Raw genomic sequence first — 22,659 nt, forward strand, 5'->3', positions numbered from 1 at the left:
GAAAAGAAAGACAGGCATGAAAACGTGCTCCCCCCCCACGACCCCCCCCTCCCCCTATCCCATGAGATCGTGTCAGGGTAGGGGTCCCCCCCCCCCCCCCCCCCCCCCCCCCCCGGGCCCCCGTCGCTTGCCGGGCCGTTCGCCGGTGCGTGCTGGGCGGAGTCGGGCAGCCGGGTGCCACCTCGCTCGCCGTCCAGGACCGGACCTACCGCGTGAACGCCCTCGCCGTACGGCGTCCCCCGTGCCCGACCACTGCCCGAGGCCCGACCGCCACCCGGGTCGGGAAGGCCCGACGCGTCAGGGCCGTGTCCGCCTCTCACGGGGAGGGGACACGGCCCTGGGTGGGAGAGTGTGCGACGTCGGCCCGGGTTCAGTTCGAGCGGATGACGATCGACGAGCAGACCTTGTCGGCGAACGTCTGGCGCTTGGCGTCCCAGGCCGGCCACAGCCAGCCCAGGTAGCAGGCCAGGCTGTCCAGGAAGTGGGCGAGGCGGCGGACGAAGGCCATGCCGACGCCGAGCGGCTGGCCGTCGATCTCCCGCACCAGGCGGATGCCGAGCGCCTTCTTGCCGAGGGTCTGGCCGGTGCGGCCTTCCATGATGAGCTGCCAGATGGCGAGGCCCAAGATGATGAGGAACCCGATCAGCATCAGTGCGGGCGTGTTGCGTCCGAGGATGATCAGCAGGTACGGGACGGCGAACACGAGCCCGTCCACCAGCGTCCCCAGGAACCGCTGACCCCAGTTGGCGTACGAGGGCTGGACCCCGTACCCGGGCTGCTGCGGGTACCCGTAGGCGGCCTGCGGCGGCACGCCCGGCGCCTGGGGGTAGCCGTACCCGGGCTGCTGGCCCTGCTGGGGGTAGCCGTACCCGGGCTGCTGGCCCTGCTGGGGGTATCCGTACCCCTGCTGGGGGTCCTGCGGCTGTCCGTAGGGGTTGTTGGGCGAGCCGAAACTCATGGCCGTTTCCTCCGTTGACGCATGCATGCGGGGACGATGCGGATTGCGCGGAGGAACGTCACGAACCGAGCGGTTTGCCCCCCGAACACGAACCGCGTAACTGCGCAGCTCATCGTTCTAGTAGCGGCGGTGATCTGTCCAGTCGCCGGAAACATGTGTTGTGCAGTCGCAATGTGCGTGATCCTCCCGGTCCGGCCGCTCCCGCCGGCGAGCCCGAGGAGCGCTTCCCACCCGGATTGGAACCAGGGCCGGGTCATCCGCGAGGATGGGACCATGACCGCCCAGATTCTCGATGGCAAGGCCACCGCAGCCGCGATCAAGTCCGATCTGACCGCCCGCGTGGCGGCGCTGAAGGAGAAGGGCGTCACGCCCGGCCTCGGCACGATCCTGGTCGGGGACGACCCCGGCAGCCGCAAGTACGTCGCGGGCAAGCACCGCGACTGCGCCGAGGTCGGCATCGCGTCGATCCAGCGCGAGCTGCCCGCGACGGCCACCCAGGAGGAGATCGAGGCGGTCGTCCGCGAGCTGAACGAGGACCCGGCCTGCACCGGCTACATCGTGCAGCTCCCGCTGCCCAGGGGCATCGACGAGAACCGGATCCTGGAGCTGATGGACCCGGCCAAGGACGCGGACGGCCTGCACCCGATGAACCTCGGCCGCCTCGTCCTGAACGAGCCGGCGCCGCTTCCCTGCACCCCCAACGGCATCCTCACCCTGCTGCGCCGCTACGGCGTCGAGATCAAGGGCGCCGAGGTCGTGGTCGTGGGCCGGGGCGTGACCATCGGGCGCCCGATGCCGCTGCTGCTGACGCGGCGCAGCGAGAACGCCACGGTCACCCAGTGCCACACGGGCACCCGCGACCTCTCGGCCCACCTCAAGCGCGCCGACATCGTGATCGCCGCGGCCGGCTCGGCCCACCTGGTCCGCGCCGAGGACGTGAAGCCGGGCGCGGCCGTCCTGGACGTCGGTGTCTCGCGCAACGCCGAGGGCAAGATCGTCGGCGACGTCCACCCGGACGTGGCCGAGGTGGCCGGCTGGATCTCCCCGAACCCGGGCGGTGTCGGCCCGATGACCCGGGCCCAACTGCTGGTCAACGTGGTCGAGGCGGCGGAGCGCAGTGTCGGCTGAGGCCAGGCCCGCGGGCGACCCGGAAGAGGGCGCCGCGGGGCAGCGGGAAGCCGACACCGACCCGGTGGTGACGGACGCGGTCAGCGCCCCCGACGTGGACGGTGTGCCGCGGCGCGCGACCCGGCGGTTTCCGCGGGTCACCCGCGACACCGCGCGGCCCGAGGGCGGTGGCAGGGCCGCGCCCCGTGACGCTCCCGCGCCCGCCCGGCAGTGGCCCATCCTCACCGTGCTGGCCGTCGTCGGCCTCGGCCTGCTGCTGACCGCGCTGGACGCGTTCCGCTTCGGCACGATCCTGATCGGCGTCGCGCTGCTGGGCGGCGCCGTGATGCGCTGGGCGCTGCCCGACGTGGGCATGCTCGCGGTGCGCTCCCGCTTCACGGACATGGTCACGTACGGCGTCCTGGGCCTGGCCATCGTGCTGCTGGCGATGATGGCGCAGCCCCACCCGTGGCTGGAGATACCGTTCCTGGACGACACGCTGCACTTCACGGTGCGTGCCTGAACGGCGCGTGCCTGAACGGCGCGTGCCTGAACGGCGCGTGCCTGAACGGCGCGTGCCTGAACGGCGCGTGCCTGAACGGCGCGTGCCCGAACGGCTCGTGCCCGAACGGCTCGTGCCCGAACGGCCGTAGGCGAGCTGTCCGTGTCCGAACCGACCCTGTGCGAACCGACCCTGCCCGGTCTCGAGGCGGCGTCCCGGTCCCCACCCCCGTCAGGGACCGGGACGCCGGAAACACCTTCATGTACATGGCGGAGCTGTTCAACACCTGGCAGTCCGCTGTGGCACGGAAGTGACCATTCCGCTACGGTGCCGGAGCCCCGCAACGGAACCGGTCCCGCCCCTGACGCCGTCAATCGAACGGATACACGCTCTTTGACCGGGTGACGCGGAGGGGTGAGCGATGGGCGCCTGGCAGCCGCTGCCGGACGATCTGCCGCCGGAAGTACGGCACTTCGTGGAGCAGTTGCGGCTCCTGAAGGACCGCACCGGGCTCAGCCTCGTCGCCCTCGGCGCCCGCACCGCGTACAGCAAGTCCTCCTGGCAGCGCTACCTCAACGCCACCCAGCCGCCGCCCCGCCAGGCGGTCACGGCGCTGTGCCGGGTCGCGGGGCTCGAGGCCGAGGAGACCGAACGGTTCGGTGTGCGCTGGGAGCTGGCGGTGCACGCCTGGCCCCGGCAGCCGGCCCCCGCGCCCGCCGCGGCGGGAGGTCCGGCGCAGGCTCTGGCGGGAGGCCCGGCGCGCACGGCGCCGGGAGGTCCCGCCCCCACCCCGGCGGGAGGTCCCGCCCCCGCTCCCGTCCCGGGACAGTACGAGGAGGACCCGACGATTCCGTGGTGGGACCGGCTCCAGGAGGAGCCCGAGCCCCGTCCCGCCGGCCGCCGGCTCAGCCGGCTCCTCCTCGCCGCGGTTCTCGGCCTGCTGGCGCTGCTCGTCGTCGCCGTCGTCGGCGCCCTGGCCCTCGGGTGAGCCGGACCCCTGTGCCGGGCGTGCCCCCTGTGCCGCCCTGTGCCCGGTGAGGTCGCCGCCGTGTTCCCGTTGTGTCGATGTGTTGACAAGTTCGCGCATGGACCGCGAACCGTTCGCACACGGCGGCTAACGTGTCCAATCGGGACGGTCCGGGACGTCCCGCGCGATCGAACCGAACACGGGGCGTGTGACGGCGCTCGCCCCCGCCCGACTGCCTCGGTGCGCCCCGTCCCGGCGGCACGCACCCCGGCCGGACACGCTCGGCGTGGGTAGCCACAACGGGGACTCGGCAGCGGGCACCACGCACGGGGAAGCAGGGGAACAACAGCACATACCGGGGGAAAGAGGGGGGAAGCAATGCCTCGCTGGAAGGCCTTGCCCGATGAACTCGACCCGCAGGTGAAGGAGTTCACGGCACAGCTCCGGCGGCTCGTGGACCGCAGTGGTCTGAGCGTGTCCGCCGTGGCCGACCGCACGGGCTACAGCAAGACGTCCTGGGAGCGTTACCTGGGCGGCCGGCTGCTCGCACCGAAGGGCGCGATCGTCGCCCTCGCCGAGGTGACCGGCACCCCGCCCGTTCATCTGACCACCATGTGGGAGCTGGCCGAACGGGCCTGGAGCCGGGCGGAGATGCGGCACGACAGAACCATGGAGGCCATCCGGATCTCCCAGGCGCGCGCCGCGCTCGGCGAGTTCGGGGCGGCCGCCGAGGACCCCGGCCGCGGCGGCAGGGCCACCCGCAGCGTCACGGCCACGCCCGGTGTCGCGGGCCCCGCGGGGGTCTCCCCGACGGTGCCGCCGCAGCCGACGCCCGAGCAGACCCCGGACGCGGCGGGCGACTCCGGGACGGCGCGCGGCGGTTCGGGGGACGCGGGTTCGACGGGCGGCAACTCCTGGGGGCTCGCCGGGTTCAAGGGGCCGTCGAGGGCCGGCCGGCGCCCGGACACGGCGCCCGAGGCCACGGGACCGGCCCCCGCACCGGCGCCCGCTCCGGACGCGCCCGGGCCGCACGGACCGGCACCCTCCGATGCCCGGCCGGACACCGGCGGCGGGTTCGGCGCGGCGCGCCGCAGGCGGCGGCTCACCATGTTCGTGGCGGGGCTCCTCGGGGCGCTCCTGGTGATCGCGGCGGCGTTCTACCTCACCGGCGGCGACGACGAGCCCGCCGCCGCCCCCAGGCCCACCGCGACCTCGCCGAGCCCGGACGCCGACCTGCCGCCCGGCGTCAGGTGCAGCGGGGCGAGTTGCACGGGCAAGGACCCGGAGGCCATGGGCTGCGGCGGCACACAGGCGGGTACCAGCACCAGCGTCACCGTGGGCACCACCCTCGTCGAGGTCCGCTACAGCAGGACCTGCGGCGCCGCGTGGGCCCGTATCACCCGGGCGGCGCGTGGCGACACGGTCGAGGTGTCGGCGGCCGGGGCGCGGAAGCAGACGGGCTCCGTCACCACCGCCGGGGACACCGACGCGTACACCCCGATGGTGGCCGTGAAGGACGGGGCCGCGGCGAAGGCGTGCGTGACGCTGGGCTCGGGGCAGAAGGGGTGCACGAAGTAGCACGGCGGCGGCAGTCGGGGGCGCGCGGAAGGGTGCCGTGCGTCCCTCGCCGAAAAGAATCACGCCACGAGGACGCATGAGCGTCCCGGCGCGGGGCAAGCGGACCGTACACCCCCACGGGAGTCCGGCAGCGCCGGAGGGCCGAACCCCCTTCCGGTCGGACACCCCCCACGGCGGCCGCCGCTCAGTCCCCCCTCATCGAGCAGGCGGCCGCCGCCTCGTGATGTTGTGGGACGGGCCACACGGGCCCGGCCGTCCGGGATCCCGGAGGCGCGATAGCCTGACCGCTGGATCTCTCTTGACGCCAAGAGATCGATCATCCGTAACCGTGATCGATCGTCGCGGCGGGCGCCGGCCACGAGCCGGTGACGGGGATCCCCCACCCCGGGGCGACGACGCCCCACCGCCAGCTGTCATACGGAGAACGCCATGACCCGCACTCCCGTGAACGTCACCGTCACCGGCGCGGCCGGCCAGATCGGCTACGCACTGCTCTTCCGCATCGCCTCCGGCCAGCTGCTCGGCGCGGACGTGCCGGTCAAGCTGCGCCTCCTGGAGATCACCCCGGCTCTCAAGGCCGCCGAGGGCACGGCCATGGAGCTGGACGACTGCGCGTTCCCGCTCCTGCAGGGCATCGACATCACGGACGACCCGAACGTGGCCTTCGACGGCACCAACGTGGCCCTCCTGGTGGGCGCCCGCCCCCGCACGAAGGGCATGGAGCGCGGTGACCTCCTCGAGGCCAACGGCGGCATCTTCAAGCCGCAGGGCAAGGCCATCAACGACCACGCCGCGGACGACGTCAAGGTCCTGGTCGTCGGCAACCCGGCCAACACCAACGCCCTGATCGCCCAGGCCGCCGCGCCGGACGTACCGGCCGAGCGGTTCACCGCGATGACGCGTCTGGACCACAACCGCGCGCTGACCCAGCTCGCGAAGAAGACGGGCACCTCGGTCGCCGACATCAAGCGCCTGACGATCTGGGGCAACCACTCCGCCACCCAGTACCCGGACATCTTCCACGCCACGGTCGCCGGCAAGAACGCCGCCGAGGTCGTGAACGACGAGAAGTGGCTGGCCGAGGACTTCATCCCGACCGTCGCCAAGCGCGGCGCCGCCATCATCGAGGCCCGCGGCGCCTCGTCGGCCGCCTCCGCCGCCAACGCCGCCATCGACCACGTGTACACCTGGGTCAACGGCACCGCCGAGGGCGACTGGACCTCCATGGCCATCCCGTCGGACGGCTCCTACGGCGTCCCCGAGGGCCTGATCTCCTCCTTCCCGGTCACCACCAAGGACGGCAAGTACGAGATCGTCCAGGGCCTGGAGATCAACGAGTTCTCCCGCGCCCGCATCGACGCCTCCGTCAAGGAGCTCGAGGAGGAGCGCGACGCGGTCCGCGGCCTCGGCCTCATCTGACACGTCGGCGCCCCGCGCCACGGGCCCCGTTCCGGTTCGCTCCGGAGCGGGGCCCGCTTCGTCGTGCCGGGGCGCGGGCGTCGGGACCGGGCCGAAGGCGCCGGCACGCCTCCCGGGGCCGGCGGCCCCGCCCTGTCCCTCAGGTCCGCGACGGCTGCGGAACCCGTGAGATGTCCACCGTCCGGCTCGCCGGCGGCGTCGTCTTCGGCACCGGCACGTTGTAGGCGGTGAAGGTCAGGCTCAGATCCGTGTCCGGGCCCTTCTGGGCCGCACGGTAGAGGCGGTGCGCCTTGCCCGTGGTGACGTACAGCGTCGAGGTGAAGCCGTTCACCGTGAAGGTCAGCGGGACCACCCGGGTGCCGTCGATCCTCGTCGCGAGGCCCTCCTTCAGGGAGGAGGGCACGGAGACCTTCGCGACCTGCTGGATCTGCCGGAGGTCGCAGGTGCTCGCGATGCCGGCGAGCAGGTTGCTGGACGTGGAGCCGTGGATGTAGCGGCCGCTGAACGTCGTGGCCAGGTCGGCACCCCGCTTGCCGGGGTACTCCGCCTTCCAGAAGGCCGCGTCCGGCTTCAGCCACACGTCGCTGCCCCGTTTGACGATCTGGACGGTGCCGCCGTGTCCGCCCAGCGTCATGGTGCCGGCGCAGTTCCCGGCCCGGTCCAGGGCGAGGTCCATCGACGTGGGCAGACGCTTGCTCGACGTCGCCGTCGCGCTGCGGTCCTCGTAGACGAGCCGGACGGATGTGGCGTTCCGCAGCCCCTGCTCCGCCAGTGCGGCGAGCTGCTGCGGGCTCTGGTTTCCTCCGGTCTGGGCGGGGACGGCGGCGCTCGCCGGTGGGGAGAACAGCACGGGGGGCAGCAGCAGCGCCATCGACAGGGCGCTCGTAGCGATCGCGAAGCCATGGGTTCGGGACATCACGTCACCTCCAGTGGCTCAGCGTACTTTTCACCCTTTTCGACCGCATTTTTAGTGACGCTCCGCACTTTCGGCCGCGGAGCCCGCATGCATCGACGGGTCGGGGGCAGGAGCGCACCCGGCCCCGAGTGACACCGGTGTGACACAGGGGCACCGCACAGGAACCGGAAGGCAGTACCGATCATGGCCGGACAGCAGGCACGGCAGGCAGAGCAGACGATCCATGTGGCGGGGGAGTGGCGCTCGGCCCTCTCCGGCGCCACGCGCGAAGTCCTCGACCCGGCGGATGCCACCCCGTTCGCCGTGGTCGCGGAAGGTGACGAGCGGGACGCCGACGCCGCGGTGGAGGCTGCGCGCCGGGCCTTCGACGAGGGGCCGTGGCCGCACACGCCGGTCGCGGAGCGCGCCGCGCTGCTGCACCGCGTCGCCGATCTTCTCATACGCGATCGCGAAGAACTGGGCCTGCTGGAGAGCCGGGACGCCGGCAAGACCGTCGAGGAGGGCCGGGTCGACATCGACTGCGTCGCCGACGCCTTCCGGTACTTCGCGAACCTGGTCGCCGCCGAGGGCGCCGGCCGGGTCGTCGACGCCGGCTCGCCCGACATCCACAGCGTGGTCGTGCACGAACCCATCGGCGTGTGCACGTTGATCACTCCCTGGAACTACCCGCTGCTGCAGGCGAGTTGGAAGATCGCCCCGGCCCTCGCCGCAGGCAACACGTTCGTGGTCAAGCCCAGCGAGATCACCCCGATGACGACGATCGCGCTGATCGAGCTGCTGGCCGAGGCCGGGCTGCCCGACGGGGTCGCGAACATCGTCACCGGGCCCGGGCACTCCGTCGGCGCCCGGCTCGCCGAGCACCCCGGTGTCGACCTCGTCTCCTTCACCGGCGGCCTGGTCAGCGGCACGAAGGTCGCGCAGGCCGCCGCCGCGGGCGTCAAGAAGATCGCCCTGGAGCTCGGCGGCAAGAACCCCAACGTGGTCTTCGCCGACGCCTGCGCCACCGAGGAGGGCTTCGACACCGCCGTCGACCAGGCCCTCAACGCCGCCTTCATCCACAGTGGCCAGGTCTGCTCGGCGGGCGCCCGCCTCATCGTGGAGGAGTCCGTCCGCGACCGCTTCGTCGCCGAACTCGCCCGCCGCGCCGGGAAGATCAAGCTGGGCCGCGGCACCGAGAAGGGCGTCGAGTGCGGCCCGCTCGTCTCCGAACAGCAGCGCGCCAAGACCGAGGCGTACGTCGCCTCCGCGCTCTCCGAGGGCGCGGTGCTGCGCTGCGGCGGCAAGCGGCCCGAGCCGAGCGACATCCGGCCCGCGACCGGCTACTTCTACGAGCCGACCGTCCTCGACCGCTGCCACCGGGAGATGAAGGTCGTCCGGGAGGAGGTCTTCGGGCCCGTCCTCACCGTGGAGACCTTCCGCACCGAGGACGAGGCGGTGGCGCTCGCCAACGACACCGAGTACGGCCTCGCCGGCGCCGTGTGGACCGCCGACGCCGGCCGCGCCCGCCGCGTCGCCGGACGCCTGCGCCACGGCACCGTCTGGATCAACGACTTCCACCCCTACCTCCCGCAGGCGGAGTGGGGCGGCTTCGGCAAGAGCGGCATCGGCCGCGAACTCGGCCCGGCCGGCCTCGCCGAGTACCGCGAGACCAAGCACGTCTACCAGAACCTCGCCCCCAAGCCGGTGCGGTGGTTCGCGGGCTGACCCCCGCCCCCTCGGACCGATCACCGACCTCCCACCACCCCCCGCCTTCCCGTCCCCCCACTCCCCCCACCTCCCCCGTATCCCTGGAGCAAGACGCCCATGCCCGAGACCACCCGCGAGTACGACTACGTCGTCATCGGCGGCGGAACCGCAGGCTCCGTCATCGCCTCCCGCCTCACCGAGAACCCGGACGTCACCGTCGCCGTCATCGAGGGCGGCCCGAGCGACGTCGGCCGCGACGACGTCCTCACCCTGCGCCGCTGGATGGGCCTGCTCGGCGGCGAACTCGACTACGACTACCCGACCACCGAACAGCCGCGCGGCAACTCCCACATCCGGCACAGCCGCGCCCGCGTCCTCGGCGGCTGCTCCTCCCACAACACCCTCATCGCCTTCAAGCCGCTGCCGTCCGACTGGGACGAGTGGGAGGCCGCCGGCGCCGACGGCTGGGGCGCCGTCCCGATGGAGGCCTACTACGCGCGGCTGAAGAACAACATCGTCCCGGTCGACGAGAAGGACCGGAACGCCATCGCCCGCGACTTCGTGGACGCCGCCCAGGCCGCGCTCGGCGTCCCCCGCGTCGAGGGCTTCAACAAGAAGCCGTTCACCGAGGGCGTCGGCTTCTTCGACCTCGCCTACCACCCGGAGGACAACAAGCGCTCCAGCGCGTCGGTGGCGTATCTGCACCCCGTGATGGACGAACGCGCCAACCTGACGATCCTGCTGGAGACGTGGGCGTACCGGCTGGAGCTGGACGGCACCCGCGCGCGGGGCGTGCACGTGCGCACCAAGGAGGGCGAGGAGATCCTCGTACGGGCCCGGCGGGAGGTCGTGCTGTGCGCCGGCGCCGTCGACTCGCCGCGGCTGCTGCTGCACTCCGGCATCGGCCCCAAGGCGGACCTGGAGCGGCTCGGCATCCCGGTGGTGCACGACCTGCCGGGCGTCGGCGAGAACCTGCTCGACCACCCCGAGTCGGTCATCGTGTGGGAGACCAACGGCCCCATACCGGAGAACTCCGCGATGGACTCCGACGCGGGCCTGTTCGTGCGCCGCGACCCCGGCCACGCGGGCCCGGACCTGATGTTCCACTTCTACCAGATCCCGTTCACGGACAACCCGGAGCGACTCGGCTACGAGCGGCCCGAGTTCGGCGTCTCGATGACCCCCAACATCCCCAAGCCCAAGAGCCGCGGCCGGCTGTACCTGACCAGCCCCGACCCGTCGGTCAAGCCGGCCCTGGACTTCCGCTACTTCACCGACGAGGACGACTACGACGGCCGCACCCTCGTCGACGGCATCCGCATCGCCCGCGAGATCGCGAAGACCGAGCCGCTGGCGGGGTGGCTGAAGCGGGAGGTGTGCCCGGGCCCGGACGTCACGGGTGACGAGGAACTGAGCGAGTACGCCCGCAAGGCCGCCCACACCGTGTACCACCCGGCGGGCACCTGCCGCATGGGCGCCGAGACCGACGACCTCGCCGTCGTCGACCCCGAGCTGCGCATCCGCGGCCTGGACGGCATCCGCGTCGCCGACGCCTCCGTCTTCCCGACCATGCCGGCCGTCAACCCGATGATCGGGGTGCTGATGGTCGGCGAGAAGGCCGCCGACCTGATCGGAGGTGGTGCGTGATGAGCACCCCGGTCTCGAACACCCCGGTCTCGAACGCGCCGGTCTTCTCCGTCGACGGCCTGTGGAAGGTCTTCGGGCCCAAGGCGGACCGCGTCCCCACCGACCCGGAGCTCGGCGCGCTGAGCCCCGCCGAGCTGCGCGAACGCACCGGCTGCACGGCCGCCGTCCGTGATGTGAGCTTCGACGTCCGCAAGGGCGAGGTGTTCGTCGTCATGGGCCTGTCCGGCTCGGGCAAGTCCACGCTCGTGCGCTGTCTGACCCGCCTCATCGAACCGACCGCGGGCACCATCGTCATCGACGGCGAGGACGTCCGCGCCATGGACCGGTCCCGGCTGCGCGAACTGCGCCGCCACCGGGCCGCGATGGTCTTCCAGCACTTCGGCCTGCTGCCGCACCGCACGGTCCTCGACAACGTGGCCTACGGCCTGGAGATCCAGGGCCTGGGCAGGTCCGAACGCCGCGAGAAGGCCGCCGAGGTCGTCGCGAAGGTCGGCCTGGAGGGCATGGAGCACCGCCGCCCCGGCCAGCTCTCGGGCGGCCAGCAGCAGCGCGTCGGGCTCGCCCGGGCGCTCGCCGTCGACCCCGAGGTGCTCCTGTTCGACGAGCCGTTCAGCGCGCTCGACCCGCTGATCCGGCGCGACATGCAGGAGGAGGTCGTCCGGCTGCACCGCGAGGAGGGCCGCACGATGGTCTTCATCACCCACGACCTCAACGAGGCCCTCAAACTGGGCGACCGCATCGCGCTGATGCGCGACGGCCGCGTGGTGCAGCTCGGCACGCCCGAGGAGATCGTGGGCTCCCCGGCCGACGACTACGTCCGCGAGTTCGTCCGGGACGTCCCCCGCGAACAGGTCATGACCGTCCGCAGTGCCATGCGCACCGCGTCCCTGGAGGAGGCGGGCAGCGGCCCCGCGGTACCGCCGGACGCGACGGTGTCGGAGGCGATCGAGGCCGTGGCCCGCGCCGGCGCCCCGGCGCGGGTGGTGGACGACGGCCGCTGCCTCGGCCTGGTCGACTCCGAGGCGCTGCTCGGGGTGGTCGCCGGGGTCGCCGCGAGCAAGGCGACGAGCAAGGAGACGGGCACGGGCGAGGAGACGCCGTCCCGCACGGCCCGGGCCAAGAAGGCCGCGGCCGGGATGGCCGCCGTGGCCGCGGGCAAGCGGGCCGCCGTGGCGGCACAGGTGGGCGAGGCGGGTACCTCCGCGCGAGCCAAGTCGGGTGTGACGGAGGCACCCGGCAAGCAGGGGCCGGCGAACCGTCCCCCGCTCAGCGCCGGCAAGGGGGACGCCTGATGGCCACGATCACCGCAAGCGCCCCCCGCACGCTCCTGCCCGGCTTCTTCAGGACCCGCGCCGCCCGCAAGCTCCTGGTGCTGGCGGTCGTCGCCGCGGTCCTCGTACCGCTGGCCGACTCCCGCTGGCCCGGCGCCAGTTGGCCCGGTTCCCTCACCGTCGACCTCTCCAAGCCCCTCACCACGGCCAGCAACTGGGTCATCGACAACCGGGACAGCCACCCCCTGTTCCTCTACTTCTTCGGCTACATCAGCAACGCCGTCGTCCTCTCCGTCCGCGCCGTCTACCTCGTCCTCCTCGCCGCGGGCTGGCCGGGGGTCACGGTCGCGGCCGCCCTGGTGGCCTGGCGTGTGGCCGGTGTCCGCCTCGCCCTCGGCACGGCCGCGGCGTTCCTCGCCTGCGGTCTGCTCGACATGTGGGTGGCGACCATGCAGACCCTCGCCCTCATGGTGGTCGCGGTCCTCGCCTCGGTCGTTGTGGGCGCGCTGCTCGGCCTGGGCGCCGGCCTGTCGGACCGCGTGGAACGCGCCCTGCGCCCGGTCCTGGACACCATGCAGGTGCTGCCCGCGTTCGCCTACCTCCTCCCCGTGGTCCTGGTCTTCGGCATCGGTGTCCCCGCCGCCGTCCTCGCCACGGTCGTCTACGCCGCCCCGCCGATGGCCCGCCTGACCGCCCTCGGACTGCGCGGTGCCGACAAGGAGGTGCTGGAGGCGGTCGACTCCCTCGGCGCCACCGCACGCCAGCGCCTGCTGACCGCCCGTATCCCGCTGGCCCGCAAGGAACTCCTGCTCGGCCTCAACCAGACGATCATGATGGCGCTGTCCATGGCGGTCATCGCCTCCGTGATCGGTGCCGGCGGCCTCGGTGACCGCGTCTACCAGGCACTGGCGTCGGTCGACGTGGGCGCCGCGCTGGCCGCGGGCATCCCCATCGTGCTGCTGGCCGTCGTCCTGGACCGGGTGACGTCCGCGGCGGGCAACCGGCTCGGGCAGGAGCAGCGCAGCGCCCGCCCCTGGGCCTACGCGGCCCTCGCCACCGTCGCCGTCGCCGTGGCCGCGCGCCTGCTGGGCCGTCTCGACTGGCCCACGGGCTGGACGGTGGGCATCGCCGAGCCCGTCAACCGCGCAGTCGACTGGATGACCGCCCACCTGTACTCCGGCGTCCCCTACGTCGGCGGCACCGCCGACTGGGCGGGCCACTTCACCACCTGGGTCCTGGATCCCGTCCGCTCGGGTCTGCAGTGGCTGCCCTGGTGGTCGGTGCTGCTGATCGTCGCCGCCCTGGCCTGGCTGATCGGCACCTGGCGCACCGCGCTGACCGCCGTCCTCGCGATGGCCGCGATCGGCGTGCTCGGTGTGTGGCAGCCGTCCCTGGACACGCTGTCCCAGGTGCTCGCCGCCGTCGCCGTCACCCTCGTCGTCGGCTTCGCGACCGGCATCGCGGCGGCCCGCAGCGACCGCTTCGAGAAGCTGCTGCGCCCGGTCCTGGACGTCTTCCAGACGATGCCGCAGTTCGTCTACCTGATCCCGGTCGTCGCACTGTTCGGCGTGGGCCGCGCACCCGCCGTCGCCGCGGCGATCGTCTACGCCCTTCCGGCGGTCGTCCGGATCACCGCGCAGGGCCTGCGGCAGGTCGACCCCGCGGCACTGGAGTCCGCCCGCTCCCTCGGCGCGACCAGTGGGCAGCAACTGCGCCAGGTCCAGCTTCCGCTCGCCCGCCCGGCCCTGCTGCTCGCGGTCAACCAGGGCGTGGTCCTGGTTCTCGCCGTCGTCATCATCGGCGGCCTGGTCGGCGGTGGCGCGCTCGGCTACAACGTCGTCTTCGGCCTCGCCCAGGGCGACCTGGCGACCGGTCTGGTGGCCGGGATCGCGATCGTCTGCCTCGGTCTGATGCTCGACCGGGTGACGCAGCCGACCGAGCGACGCGCGACGAAGGGAGCGTGAGATGACTCCGACCCGCAGGACGGCGCTGATCGCCGCCGGAGCGGCCGTGTGCTCGCTGCTCACCGGCTGCGGCGCCGCCGACATGACCAAGCAGGCCTCGCCCTTCGCGAACGCCGGGGGCTCCAAGAGCGTGACCCTGTCCGTGCAGTCGTGGGTGGGCGCCCAGGCCAACGTGGCCGTGGCGCAGTACATCCTGGAGCACAAGCTCGGCTACCGCGTCGACACCGTGCAGGTCGACGAGGTGCCCGCCTGGGACGCGCTGAGCCAGGGCCGGGTCGACGCGATCCTGGAGGACTGGGGCCACCCGGACCAGGAGAAGCGGTACGTCGAGGACAAGAAGACGATCACGCGCGCCGGCGGCCTCGGGGTGACCGGCCACATCGGCTGGTTCGTGCCGACGTACCTGGCCCGGCAGCACCCGGACATCACCGACTGGAAGAACCTGAACAAGTACGCCTCCCTGTTCCGCACGGCGGAGAGCGGCGGCAAGGGCCAGCTCATGGACGGCTCACCGTCGTACGTCACCAACGACAAGGCGCTGGTGAAGAACCTGAAGCTGAACTACCAGGTGGTTTTCGCGGGTTCGGAGGCGGCCCAGATCACGCAGATGAAGCAGTTCGCGAAGGAGAAGAAGCCCTTCCTGACGTACTGGTACGCCCCGCAGTGGCTCTTCAAGAAGGTGCCCATGACGGAGGTGAAGCTGCCGCCGTACAAGGAGGGCTGCGACGCGGACCCGGCGAAGGTCGCCTGCGCCTACCCGCACACACCGCTGCAGAAGTACCTCAACGCCGACTTCGCGAAGCACGGCGGCAAGGCCGTGGAGTTCCTGAAGAAGTTCAGGTGGACGACGGAGGACCAGAACGAGGTCGCCCTGATGATCGCCGACCAGAAGATGACCCCGGATGAGGCGGCGAAGAAGTGGGTCGACGGCCACGCCTCCACCTGGAAGGCGTGGCTGGCCTGATCCCGCCGATCCCGCCTACAGCCCCGCGGCGATCTCGCCCAGCGCCGCGGTCGCGCGCCGCTGCAGCCAGGGCCCGAACGTGACCCGGGTGGCCCCGAGTTCGCCCAGCTCGGCGGGCGAGGGGCCGTCGCCGTCCAGCTTGGCGTAGGCGTTGAGCGGCCCCTGGATGCCGGCCCGCAGCAGCGGCAGCACGTTCGCCGGGGCGCCGATCGGATAGATGCAGTCGGCGCCCGCGGCGACGTACCACGCGGCCCGCTCGATCGCCCGTTCCGGGTCCCCGTCCCCGTGCGCGAACGTGTCCACGCGGGCGTTGAGGAACAGCCGGTCGCCTGCCGCGGCCCGCACCTCGGCGAGCCAGTCGGCGTGCCGGCGCGGGTCCTTGAGGGCACCTCCTCGGGAGTCCTCGATGTTGCAGCCGACGGCGCCGGCCTCCAGGAGCCGCTCCACCAGCTCCTTCGGGGCAAGCCCGTAGCCGTCCTCCACGTCGGCCGACACCGGCACCTCGACCGCCCGGACGATCCGGGCCACCGCCGAGAACATCTCGTCGGCGGGCGTGGCCCCGTCCGCGTACCCCAGGGAGGCGGCGATCCCGGCGCTGGGTGTGGCGAGCGCCGGGAACCCCGCGTCCACGAGGGCCCGCGCGCTCGCCGCGTCCCAGGGCCCGGGCAGGACGAGCGGATCACCGGGGAGGCGCCGGTCGTGCAGGGCGCGGAACGTGTCGACTTTGCTCACCATTCCATGCTCCCCGCCGGGATCCGCCGGGACACCATCAGCCGGTTCCAGCCGTTGATGACGGTGATCAGGGCCAGCAGGTGGGCGAGCCGGACCTCGTCGAAGTGCCGTGCGGCCCGGTCCCACACCTCGTCCGGCACGAAGCCGCCCCCGGACTCCGTCCGCGAGGTGTCCCCGGTCAGCAGGGTCACCGCCTCGGTCAGCGCCAAGGCGGCCCGCTCGCGCTCGTCGAAGACGTCCCCGGCCTCCTCCCAGGCGTTCAGCAGGCCCAGCTTCGACTCACCGATCCCGTGCTTCCGGGCGATCGCCAGATGCATGTCCAGGCAGAACGCGCAGTGGTTGAGCTGGGAGGCGCGGATCTGGACCAGCTCGGCGAGGGCGGGGTCGCCGAGCCCCTTCTTCGCGGCCGCGCCGAGGGCCTGCATCGAGGCCCGGACCGCGGGGTCCAGGCGGGTCGTGCGAGCCGTCACTTGTACTGGCCCGGCTGGTAGTGTCCCGGCACCGCGCGGGTCGCCACGCCGAACCGGTTCCACGCGTTGATCACCGCGATCGCGGCGATGAGCTGCGCCAGCTCGGCCTCCTCGAAGTGCTTGGCCGCCTGCTCGTACACCTCGTCCGGCACGAACCCATCCGTCAGCACGGTCACGGCCTCGGTCAGCTCCAGTGCCGCGAGCTCCTTCTCGGTGTAGAAGTGCCGCGACTCCTCCCACGCGCTGAGCTGGACGATCCGCTCCACGCTCTCGCCCGCCGCCAGGGCGTCCTTGGTGTGCATGTCGAGGCAGAACGCGCAGTGGTTGAGCTGCGAGGCGCGGATCTTCACCAGCTCGCGCAGCTTCGGGTCCAGACCCTGCCCGGCCGCCGCGTCGAGCCGGACCATCGTCCGGTAGACCTCGGGGGCGTGCTTCGCCCACTGCATGCGGGGGGTGTGCTCGGGCGCGTACTCGACCGTCGTCGTGGTGTTCTCGCTCGTCGTCATGCCCTCGACCCTACGAGCGAAGCAGCCCAGGAGTATGGTCCATTCACATGGCGAAAACATGGGCCACTTTGGGCGTCGACCTGTATCTGGAGCCGACCGGCCCCGGCCTGCGCCGGGGCCTGACCGACGCCCTGCGCGACGCCGTCCGCAGCGGCCGCCTGGCGCCCGGCACCCGCCTGCCGTCCTCCCGCTCGCTCGCCGCCGACCTGGGCATCGCCCGCAACACGGTCGCCGACGCCTACGCCGATCTCGTCGCCGAGGGCTGGCTCACCGCGCGGCAGGGCTCGGGCACCCGCGTGGCCACCGGTGCGGGCGCCGGTGCGGCCACGGGCGCGGGCGCCGGTGCGGCCACGGGTTCGGGCGCCGGTGTGGCCACGGGAGCGCCCGCCACGCCCTGGATGCGGCGGGGGAGTATGGAGCCCCGGCCGTCCGAGCGGCCCGCACTCCAGCCGCGCCGGCCCGGCCGCCTCCCGTACGACCTGCTGCCGGGCACCCCCGACCTCGGGTCCTTCCCCCGTGCGGAGTGGGCGAAGGCCGCCCGCCGCGCCCTCGCCTCCGCACCGAACGACGCCCTCGGCTACGGCGACCCGCGCGGCCGCGTCGAACTGCGCACCGCGCTCGCCGGCTACCTCTCCCGGGCCCGGGGCGTCCGCGCGGACCCCGACCGGATCGTCGTCTGCTCCGGGTTCTCGCACGGCCTGAAGCTGCTCGGCGAGGTGCTGCGCGGCCGCGGGCCGGGCTCGGTCGCCGTGGAGTCCTACGGCCTGGACGTGCACTGGAACATCCTGGAGCGGACGGGCCTGCCCACCGTGCCGCTCCCCTTCGACGACTTCGGCACCCGCACCGAGGGCCTGACCGACCCGGCGGCGGTGCTGCTGACCCCGTCCCACCAGTTCCCGCTGGGCGGTGCCCTACGCCCGGAGCGCCGGGCCGCCGTGGTCGACTGGGCCCGCCGCACCGGCGGCCTGGTCCTGGAGGACGACTACGACGGGGAGTTCCGCTACGACCGCCAGCCGGTGGGCGCGCTGCAGGACCTCGGCCCGGACCACGTGGTGTATCTGGGCACCGCCAGCAAGTCCCTCGCCCCCGGCCTGCGCCTGGGCTGGATGGTCCTGCCCGCGTCCCTGGTCCCGGAGGTGGTGGATACCCAGCGCGCCGGCGGCTGGACCACCGGGGTCCTGGAGCAGCTGACCCTCGCGGAGTTCCTCACCTCGGGCGCCTACGACCGCCACGTCCGCGCGACCCGCCTGCGCTACCGCCGTCGCCGCGACGCCCTGGTCACCGCACTCGCGTCCCGCGCCCCGGAGGTACGGGTCCGGGGCATCGCGGCCGGCCTGCACGCGGTGCTGCAACTGCCCCCCGGCACGGAGGCGTCGGTGGTCAGAGCGGCCACCTGGCAGGGTCTGTCACTCCAGGGTCTGTCCACGTACCGACACCCGTCCGCGACCACACAGCCACTGGACGCCCTGGTCGTGGGCTACGGAACCCCACCGGAGCACGCCTGGGCGGGTGCGCTGGAGGCGTTGTGCCGGGTGCTGCCGTGACTAGTGCCCCGACAGGCAACGTTCGCCCCGTCACGCCTCCCGAACCGGCGCCTCCCCGAACCGCGCGAGCGCCAGCGCCCCCGCCACGGCCACCGCGAACCCGAGGACCGCCAGCCAGGTCAGCCCCTCCCGGGTACGGTCGCCCAGCCACACCACCCCCACCGCCGCCGGCCCCACCGTCTCGCCCACGACCATGCCCGCCGTCGCCACCGTCACCGAACCCCGCTCCAGGGCCGTCGTCAGCAGCAGGAACGCCGCCCCGCCGCCGACCAGCAGCGCGTACGCCGCCGGATTCGTGAGCAGCCCCAGCGGCGAGAGCGAGTCGATCAGCCGCACCGCCACCTCGACCACCCCGAACCCGAACCCGGCGCCCAGCCCCAGCACCAGCGAACGCCCCCGCCCCGGCAGCCGCCCCCCGGCCAGCCCGAGCAGCAGCACGCACACCGCCGCCGCCAGCATCGCGTACCGGAGCCCCGCCGGCCCGCCCCGGTCGCCCTCCGCCCCCGACGCCAGGCCCAGCATGGCCAGCCCCGCGCACACCACGGCCACCGCCGACCACTCGCTGCCGGTCAGCCGCACCCGCAGCAGCCGCGCCGCGACCACCGCCGTGACCGCCAGGCTGGAGGCGAGCGCCGCGCCCACCGCGTAGATCGGGATCGACCGCAGCGCCGCGATCTGGAACAGGAAGCCGAGCCCGTCCAGCGCGAGCCCCGCCACATACCGCCACTGCCGTACCGCCCGCAGCAGCAGCGCGGCGTCCCCGCCGCCGCCCGTACCGGCGGCCCGCGCCGCGACCGCCTGCAGCACCGTCGCCGTACCGAAACAGACCGCCGCAGCCAGCGCGCACACCATTCCCCAAAGCACGAAGCGACTGTAGGCGACGCTCGAAGGACCGGGGCAGGCGCGCACGCGGCGGCGACGCTCTCTAGTCTGATCGACGCACAGTCTCACCGAAGGCTCAACGAATTCTCACTCGACGGGGGATCAACGAACATGGCAGACGCACGTCGGCAACTGCGCTCGGGCACCGTCGTCCTCGGCGGCGTGGGACTCCTCGCCGCCGCCCTCACCGCCTGCTCCTCGGACCCGGACAAGCGCTGCGTCGACCGTGACAGCTACATCCTCGGCAAGGGCTACAAGGTCGTCTCCGACAAGAACTGCGGCTCCACCAAGACGTCCGTCAACGGCGGCTGGTACTACGGCGGCAAGAAGCAGGGCGGCTTCGTCAACGGCGGCTCCTTCACCAAGCCCCGCAAGGGTTCCGGCGGTTCCGGCTCAGGCCGCGGCGGCGTCGACCGCGGCGGCTTCGGCAGCGGTCACGGCAAGTCCGGGGGCTGAGCGCCCCGTGGAACGCCGGACGACCGAGCCCCGCCCCGGCTGGCAGCAGACCGTCGAGGCGCAGGGCGTCATCTACCCCCTGACCCGCTACCCGGACGACTCCCTGCGCCCCTACTGGGACGAGAGCGCCTACTACGTCTTCACGCTCGACGAGGTGGAGGCCCTCGAGGAGGTCGTCGAGGAACTGCACGCCATGTGTCTGGCCGCCGCCGGGCACATCGTCGCCACCGGCCGCTTCGCCGACCTCGGCATCACCGACCCGCGGGTGGCCGCCGCGGTCGCCGAGGCGTGGCGCCGCCGCGCCGAACTCCCCTCCGTCTACGGCCGGTTCGACCTGCGCTACGACGGCACCGGGCCGGCGAAGCTCCTGGAGTACAACGCCGACACGCCCACCTCGCTCGTGGAGGCGGCGAGCGCCCAGTGGTTCTGGATGGAGGACCGCTTCCCCGGCGCCGACCAGTGGAACTCCCTCCACGAACGCCTCGTCGCCGCCTGGAAGAGGCAGGCGCCGCTGCTCCCGCCCGGCGGTCCGCTGTACTTCGCGCACTCCGCCGCCGACGAACTCGGCGAGGACCTGATGACGGTCGCCTACCTGAAGGAGACCGCCGAGCAGGCCGGTCTCGCCACCGACTGGATCTCCATGGAGGAGATCGGCTGGGACCCCCTCTCGGAGCGCTTCGTCGACAACCGGCTCCGCTTCATCCGCAGCTGCTTCAAGCTGTACCCCTGGGAGTGGCTCACCACCGACCGGTTCGGCGGGCACGTCCTCGACACCCTGGACAACGGCGGCGGCACCGGCAGCACCCTGTGGATCGAGCCCGCCTGGAAGATGCTGCTCAGCAACAAGGCGCTGCTCGCGATCCTCTGGGAGCTGTACCCGGGCCACCCGAACCTGCTGCCCGCCCACCTCGACGGCCCCCGGGACCTGGCCCGCACCACGGGCTACGTCGCCAAGCCGCTCCTCGGCCGCGAGGGCGAGGGGGTCTCGGTCCACGCGCCGGGCGCCGAGCCCGTCGTGCGGGAGGAGCCCTGCTGCTACCAGGAGCTGGCGTCCCTGCCCTCCTTCGACGGCAACCACGTCGTCCTCGGCGCCTGGGTGGTGGAGGACGAGTCGGCGGGCCTCGGCATCCGCGAGTCGTCGGGCCTGGTCACGGACGAGTACGCACGCTTTCTGCCGCACGTGATCCGCTAGGCGGGCGCCCGCGCCCCGGCCGCCGCCGCGACGGGGCGTCGGTGGTGCTCGCGAGGGCGTCGGTGCTGCTCACGAGGGCTCCCCTGCCGGCCGTACGCGGACGTGCGCCCCCTTCCCGTCGTCGCTCGCATGATGGACAAGGGAACGGACCGCGACGGGACGACCGGTAGGCTGACGGCGGGCCGTGACTGGCGCGCTGGGATGGGACCGACCATCGGGGAGCGGCCCGGGCCCTGTCGCCGGGGCCCTGCGAGCGAGTGCCGTGCGCCTGGGCCGACCATGAACCGTGACCGCCAAGCCACGCCGTCGGAGGCCGACATGACAGAGCAGCAGCCGCCCCTCTCCACCGAGTCCACCGCCTTTCGCGCCGCGCTCGACGTGATCCGCGCGGTCGAGCCCCGGGTCGCCGACGCCATCGGCCAGGAGGTCGCCGACCAGCGCGAGATGCTCAAGCTGATCGCCTCCGAGAACTACGCCTCGCCGGCCACCCTCCTCGCGATGGGCAACTGGTTCAGCGACAAGTACGCCGAGGGCACGGTCGGCCGCCGCTTCTACGCCGGCTGCCGCAACGTGGACACCGTCGAGTCGCTGGCCGCCGAGCACGCCCGCGAGCTGTTCGGTGCCCGCCACGCCTACGTCCAGCCGCACTCCGGCATCGACGCCAACCTCGTCGCCTTCTGGGCCGTGCTGGCCGACCGCGTCGAGGCCCCGTTCCTGGAGAAGACCGGCGTCCGCCAGATCAACGACCTCTCCGAGGCCGACTGGGCCGAGCTGCGTCAGGCGTTCGGCAACCAGCGCATGCTCGGCATGTCCCTGGACGCGGGCGGCCACCTCACCCACGGCTTCCGCCCGAACATCTCCGGCAAGATGTTCGACCAGCGCTCCTACGGCACCGACCCGGCCACCGGCCTCATCGACTACGAGGCCCTGCGCGTCCAGGCCCGCGAGTTCAAGCCGCTGATCATCGTCGCCGGCTACTCCGCCTACCCGCGTCTGGTCAACTTCCGGATCATGCGTGAGATCGCGGACGAGGTCGGCGCCACGCTCATGGTCGACATGGCCCACTTCGCGGGCCTGGTCGCGGGCAAGGTCCTCACCGGCGACTTCGACCCGGTCCCGCACGCCCAGATCGTGACCACCACCACCCACAAGTCGCTGCGCGGCCCGCGCGGCGGCATGGTCCTGTGCGACGACTCCCTCAAGGACCAGGTCGACCGCGGCTGCCCGATGGTCCTCGGCGGCCCGCTCCCGCACGTGATGGCCGCGAAGGCGGTGGCGCTCGCGGAGGCCCGGCAGCCCGCGTTCCGGGACTACGCCCAGCGGATCGTGGACAACTCCCGGGCGCTGGCCGAGGGCCTGATGCGCCGCGGCGCCACGCTGGTGACGGGCGGCACCGACAACCACCTGAACCTGATCGACGTGGCCACCTCCTACGGCCTCACCGGCCGCCAGGCGGAGGCCGCCCTGCTGGAGTCGGGCATCGTCACCAACCGCAACGCCATCCCGGCCGACCCGAACGGCGCCTGGTACACCTCCGGCATCCGTATCGGCACGCCGGCGCTCACCACCCGTGGCCTCGGCACGGCGGAGATGGACGAGGTGGCGGGCCTGATCGACCGGGTCCTCACCATCACCGAGCCGGGCACCACCAAGTCCGGCGCCCCGTCCAAGGCGGCCCACGTCCTGGACGAGAAGGTCGCCCAGGAGATCGCCCAGCGGGCGACGGACCTGGTGGCGGGCTTCCCGCTCTACCCGGAGATCGACCTCGGCTGACCGGAGCCGGTCACCGGAGCTCTCCCAGATCGATGAGTTCCTGCCGCGGGGGGGGGGGGGGGGGGGGGGGGGGGGGGGGGGGGTAGGGGGGGGGGGGGGGGGGGGGAGAAAAAGGACGGAGAGCA

Annotated in this window: 21 protein-coding genes; 15 read left to right on the forward strand and 6 right to left on the reverse strand. The window is 72.9% G+C overall.

The window, feature by feature from the left end:
* Positions 1 to 370 precede the first annotated feature (370 nt).
* Positions 371 to 958: an RDD family protein gene (locus tag ACZ4SW_RS01705; RefSeq protein WP_468236456.1), complete on the reverse strand. Its 588-nt coding sequence runs from the start codon at positions 956 to 958 to the stop codon at positions 371 to 373.
* A gap of 273 nt (positions 959 to 1,231) precedes the next feature.
* On the opposite strand from ACZ4SW_RS01705, the gene ACZ4SW_RS01710 reads away from it, so the two are divergent.
* The 6 genes from ACZ4SW_RS01710 (at position 1,232) to ACZ4SW_RS01735 (ending at position 6,531) form a co-directional block, all read left to right on the forward strand.
* A complete protein-coding gene (locus ACZ4SW_RS01710) occupies positions 1,232 to 2,086 on the forward strand; it encodes a bifunctional methylenetetrahydrofolate dehydrogenase/methenyltetrahydrofolate cyclohydrolase (protein ID WP_103837461.1) in 855 nt (284 codons plus the stop codon).
* The gene (locus tag ACZ4SW_RS01715) at positions 2,076 to 2,588 is read left to right on the forward strand and encodes a DUF3017 domain-containing protein (RefSeq protein WP_468236458.1); all 513 of its coding nucleotides are present in this window, start codon (positions 2,076 to 2,078) and stop codon (positions 2,586 to 2,588) included. Before ACZ4SW_RS01710 ends, ACZ4SW_RS01715 begins: the two co-directional genes overlap by 11 nt.
* Entirely contained in the window at positions 2,534 to 2,881 is a 348-nt protein-coding gene (locus ACZ4SW_RS01720) for a pentapeptide repeat-containing protein (RefSeq protein WP_468236460.1), read from the forward strand. The genes ACZ4SW_RS01715 and ACZ4SW_RS01720 overlap by 55 nt, the downstream gene beginning before the upstream one ends.
* 107 nt (positions 2,882 to 2,988) lie before the next feature.
* A complete protein-coding gene (locus tag ACZ4SW_RS01725; protein WP_468236462.1) occupies positions 2,989 to 3,555 on the forward strand; it encodes a helix-turn-helix domain-containing protein in 567 nt (188 codons plus the stop codon).
* A gap of 357 nt (positions 3,556 to 3,912) precedes the next feature.
* Positions 3,913 to 5,112 carry a helix-turn-helix domain-containing protein gene (locus ACZ4SW_RS01730; protein WP_468236465.1) on the forward strand — a complete coding sequence of 400 codons (1,200 nt, stop codon included), beginning with the start codon at positions 3,913 to 3,915 and terminating at the stop codon, positions 5,110 to 5,112.
* A gap of 429 nt (positions 5,113 to 5,541) precedes the next feature.
* The gene (locus tag ACZ4SW_RS01735) at positions 5,542 to 6,531 is read left to right on the forward strand and encodes a malate dehydrogenase (protein ID WP_468236467.1); all 990 of its coding nucleotides are present in this window, start codon (positions 5,542 to 5,544) and stop codon (positions 6,529 to 6,531) included.
* Between the two features lie 139 nt (positions 6,532 to 6,670).
* Here ACZ4SW_RS01735 and ACZ4SW_RS01740 read toward each other — a convergent pair whose 3' ends face one another.
* Complete coding sequence (locus ACZ4SW_RS01740) at positions 6,671 to 7,447, reverse strand: hypothetical protein (protein WP_468236469.1); 777 nt, start codon at positions 7,445 to 7,447, stop codon at positions 6,671 to 6,673.
* Positions 7,448 to 7,630: 183 nt separating this feature from the next.
* Here ACZ4SW_RS01740 and ACZ4SW_RS01745 point away from each other — a divergent pair, with 183 nt between their 5' ends.
* The 5 genes from ACZ4SW_RS01745 (at position 7,631) to ACZ4SW_RS01765 (ending at position 14,979) form a co-directional block, all read left to right on the forward strand.
* Complete coding sequence (locus ACZ4SW_RS01745; protein ID WP_468236472.1) at positions 7,631 to 9,151, forward strand: aldehyde dehydrogenase family protein; 1,521 nt, start codon at positions 7,631 to 7,633, stop codon at positions 9,149 to 9,151.
* 99 nt (positions 9,152 to 9,250) lie between these two features.
* Positions 9,251 to 10,780 carry a GMC family oxidoreductase gene (locus ACZ4SW_RS01750; RefSeq protein WP_468236474.1) on the forward strand — a complete coding sequence of 510 codons (1,530 nt, stop codon included), beginning with the start codon at positions 9,251 to 9,253 and terminating at the stop codon, positions 10,778 to 10,780.
* Positions 10,780 to 12,072 (forward strand): quaternary amine ABC transporter ATP-binding protein, encoded by a 1,293-nt coding sequence (locus ACZ4SW_RS01755; RefSeq protein ID WP_468236477.1) that lies wholly within the window; start codon positions 10,780 to 10,782, stop codon positions 12,070 to 12,072. Before ACZ4SW_RS01750 ends, ACZ4SW_RS01755 begins: the two co-directional genes overlap by 1 nt.
* A complete protein-coding gene (locus ACZ4SW_RS01760; protein ID WP_468236479.1) occupies positions 12,072 to 14,015 on the forward strand; it encodes an ABC transporter permease in 1,944 nt (647 codons plus the stop codon). The genes ACZ4SW_RS01755 and ACZ4SW_RS01760 overlap by 1 nt, the downstream gene beginning before the upstream one ends.
* A gap of 1 nt (position 14,016) precedes the next feature.
* Positions 14,017 to 14,979 carry an ABC transporter substrate-binding protein gene (locus ACZ4SW_RS01765; protein ID WP_468236482.1) on the forward strand — a complete coding sequence of 321 codons (963 nt, stop codon included), beginning with the start codon at positions 14,017 to 14,019 and terminating at the stop codon, positions 14,977 to 14,979.
* Between the two features lie 15 nt (positions 14,980 to 14,994).
* Here ACZ4SW_RS01765 and ACZ4SW_RS01770 read toward each other — a convergent pair whose 3' ends face one another.
* Genes ACZ4SW_RS01770 through ACZ4SW_RS01780 form a run of 3 tightly spaced genes read right to left on the reverse strand, consistent with a single transcriptional unit; the run spans position 14,995 to position 16,687 of the window.
* Positions 14,995 to 15,711: an isocitrate lyase/PEP mutase family protein gene (locus ACZ4SW_RS01770; protein WP_468236484.1), complete on the reverse strand. Its 717-nt coding sequence runs from the start codon at positions 15,709 to 15,711 to the stop codon at positions 14,995 to 14,997.
* Positions 15,708 to 16,181, reverse strand: a complete 474-nt coding sequence (locus ACZ4SW_RS01775; RefSeq protein WP_468236486.1) for a carboxymuconolactone decarboxylase family protein — start codon at positions 16,179 to 16,181, stop codon at positions 15,708 to 15,710. Before ACZ4SW_RS01775 ends, ACZ4SW_RS01770 begins: the two co-directional genes overlap by 4 nt.
* Positions 16,178 to 16,687 carry a carboxymuconolactone decarboxylase family protein gene (locus tag ACZ4SW_RS01780; protein WP_468236489.1) on the reverse strand — a complete coding sequence of 170 codons (510 nt, stop codon included), beginning with the start codon at positions 16,685 to 16,687 and terminating at the stop codon, positions 16,178 to 16,180. Before ACZ4SW_RS01780 ends, ACZ4SW_RS01775 begins: the two co-directional genes overlap by 4 nt.
* 47 nt (positions 16,688 to 16,734) lie before the next feature.
* Here ACZ4SW_RS01780 and pdxR point away from each other — a divergent pair, with 47 nt between their 5' ends.
* Complete coding sequence (gene pdxR, locus ACZ4SW_RS01785; RefSeq protein WP_468236492.1) at positions 16,735 to 18,231, forward strand: MocR-like pyridoxine biosynthesis transcription factor PdxR; 1,497 nt, start codon at positions 16,735 to 16,737, stop codon at positions 18,229 to 18,231.
* A 30-nt stretch (positions 18,232 to 18,261) separates the two neighbouring features.
* Here pdxR and ACZ4SW_RS01790 read toward each other — a convergent pair whose 3' ends face one another.
* Positions 18,262 to 19,083, reverse strand: coding sequence for a hypothetical protein (locus ACZ4SW_RS01790; protein WP_468236697.1), 822 nt, complete (start codon positions 19,081 to 19,083; stop codon positions 18,262 to 18,264).
* A gap of 141 nt (positions 19,084 to 19,224) precedes the next feature.
* On the opposite strand from ACZ4SW_RS01790, the gene ACZ4SW_RS01795 reads away from it, so the two are divergent.
* From ACZ4SW_RS01795 to ACZ4SW_RS01805, 3 genes are all read left to right on the forward strand, one after another.
* Positions 19,225 to 19,569, forward strand: a complete 345-nt coding sequence (locus ACZ4SW_RS01795; RefSeq protein ID WP_468236495.1) for a hypothetical protein — start codon at positions 19,225 to 19,227, stop codon at positions 19,567 to 19,569.
* 7 nt (positions 19,570 to 19,576) lie between these two features.
* Positions 19,577 to 20,761 carry a glutathionylspermidine synthase family protein gene (locus tag ACZ4SW_RS01800; RefSeq protein WP_468236497.1) on the forward strand — a complete coding sequence of 395 codons (1,185 nt, stop codon included), beginning with the start codon at positions 19,577 to 19,579 and terminating at the stop codon, positions 20,759 to 20,761.
* Positions 20,762 to 21,079: 318 nt separating this feature from the next.
* Positions 21,080 to 22,534, forward strand: a complete 1,455-nt coding sequence (locus tag ACZ4SW_RS01805) for a glycine hydroxymethyltransferase (protein WP_468236499.1) — start codon at positions 21,080 to 21,082, stop codon at positions 22,532 to 22,534.
* The last annotated feature ends 125 nt before the right edge of the window (positions 22,535 to 22,659 follow it).

The sequence above is a fragment of the Streptomyces sp. NPDC028331 genome (assembly GCF_055565775.1).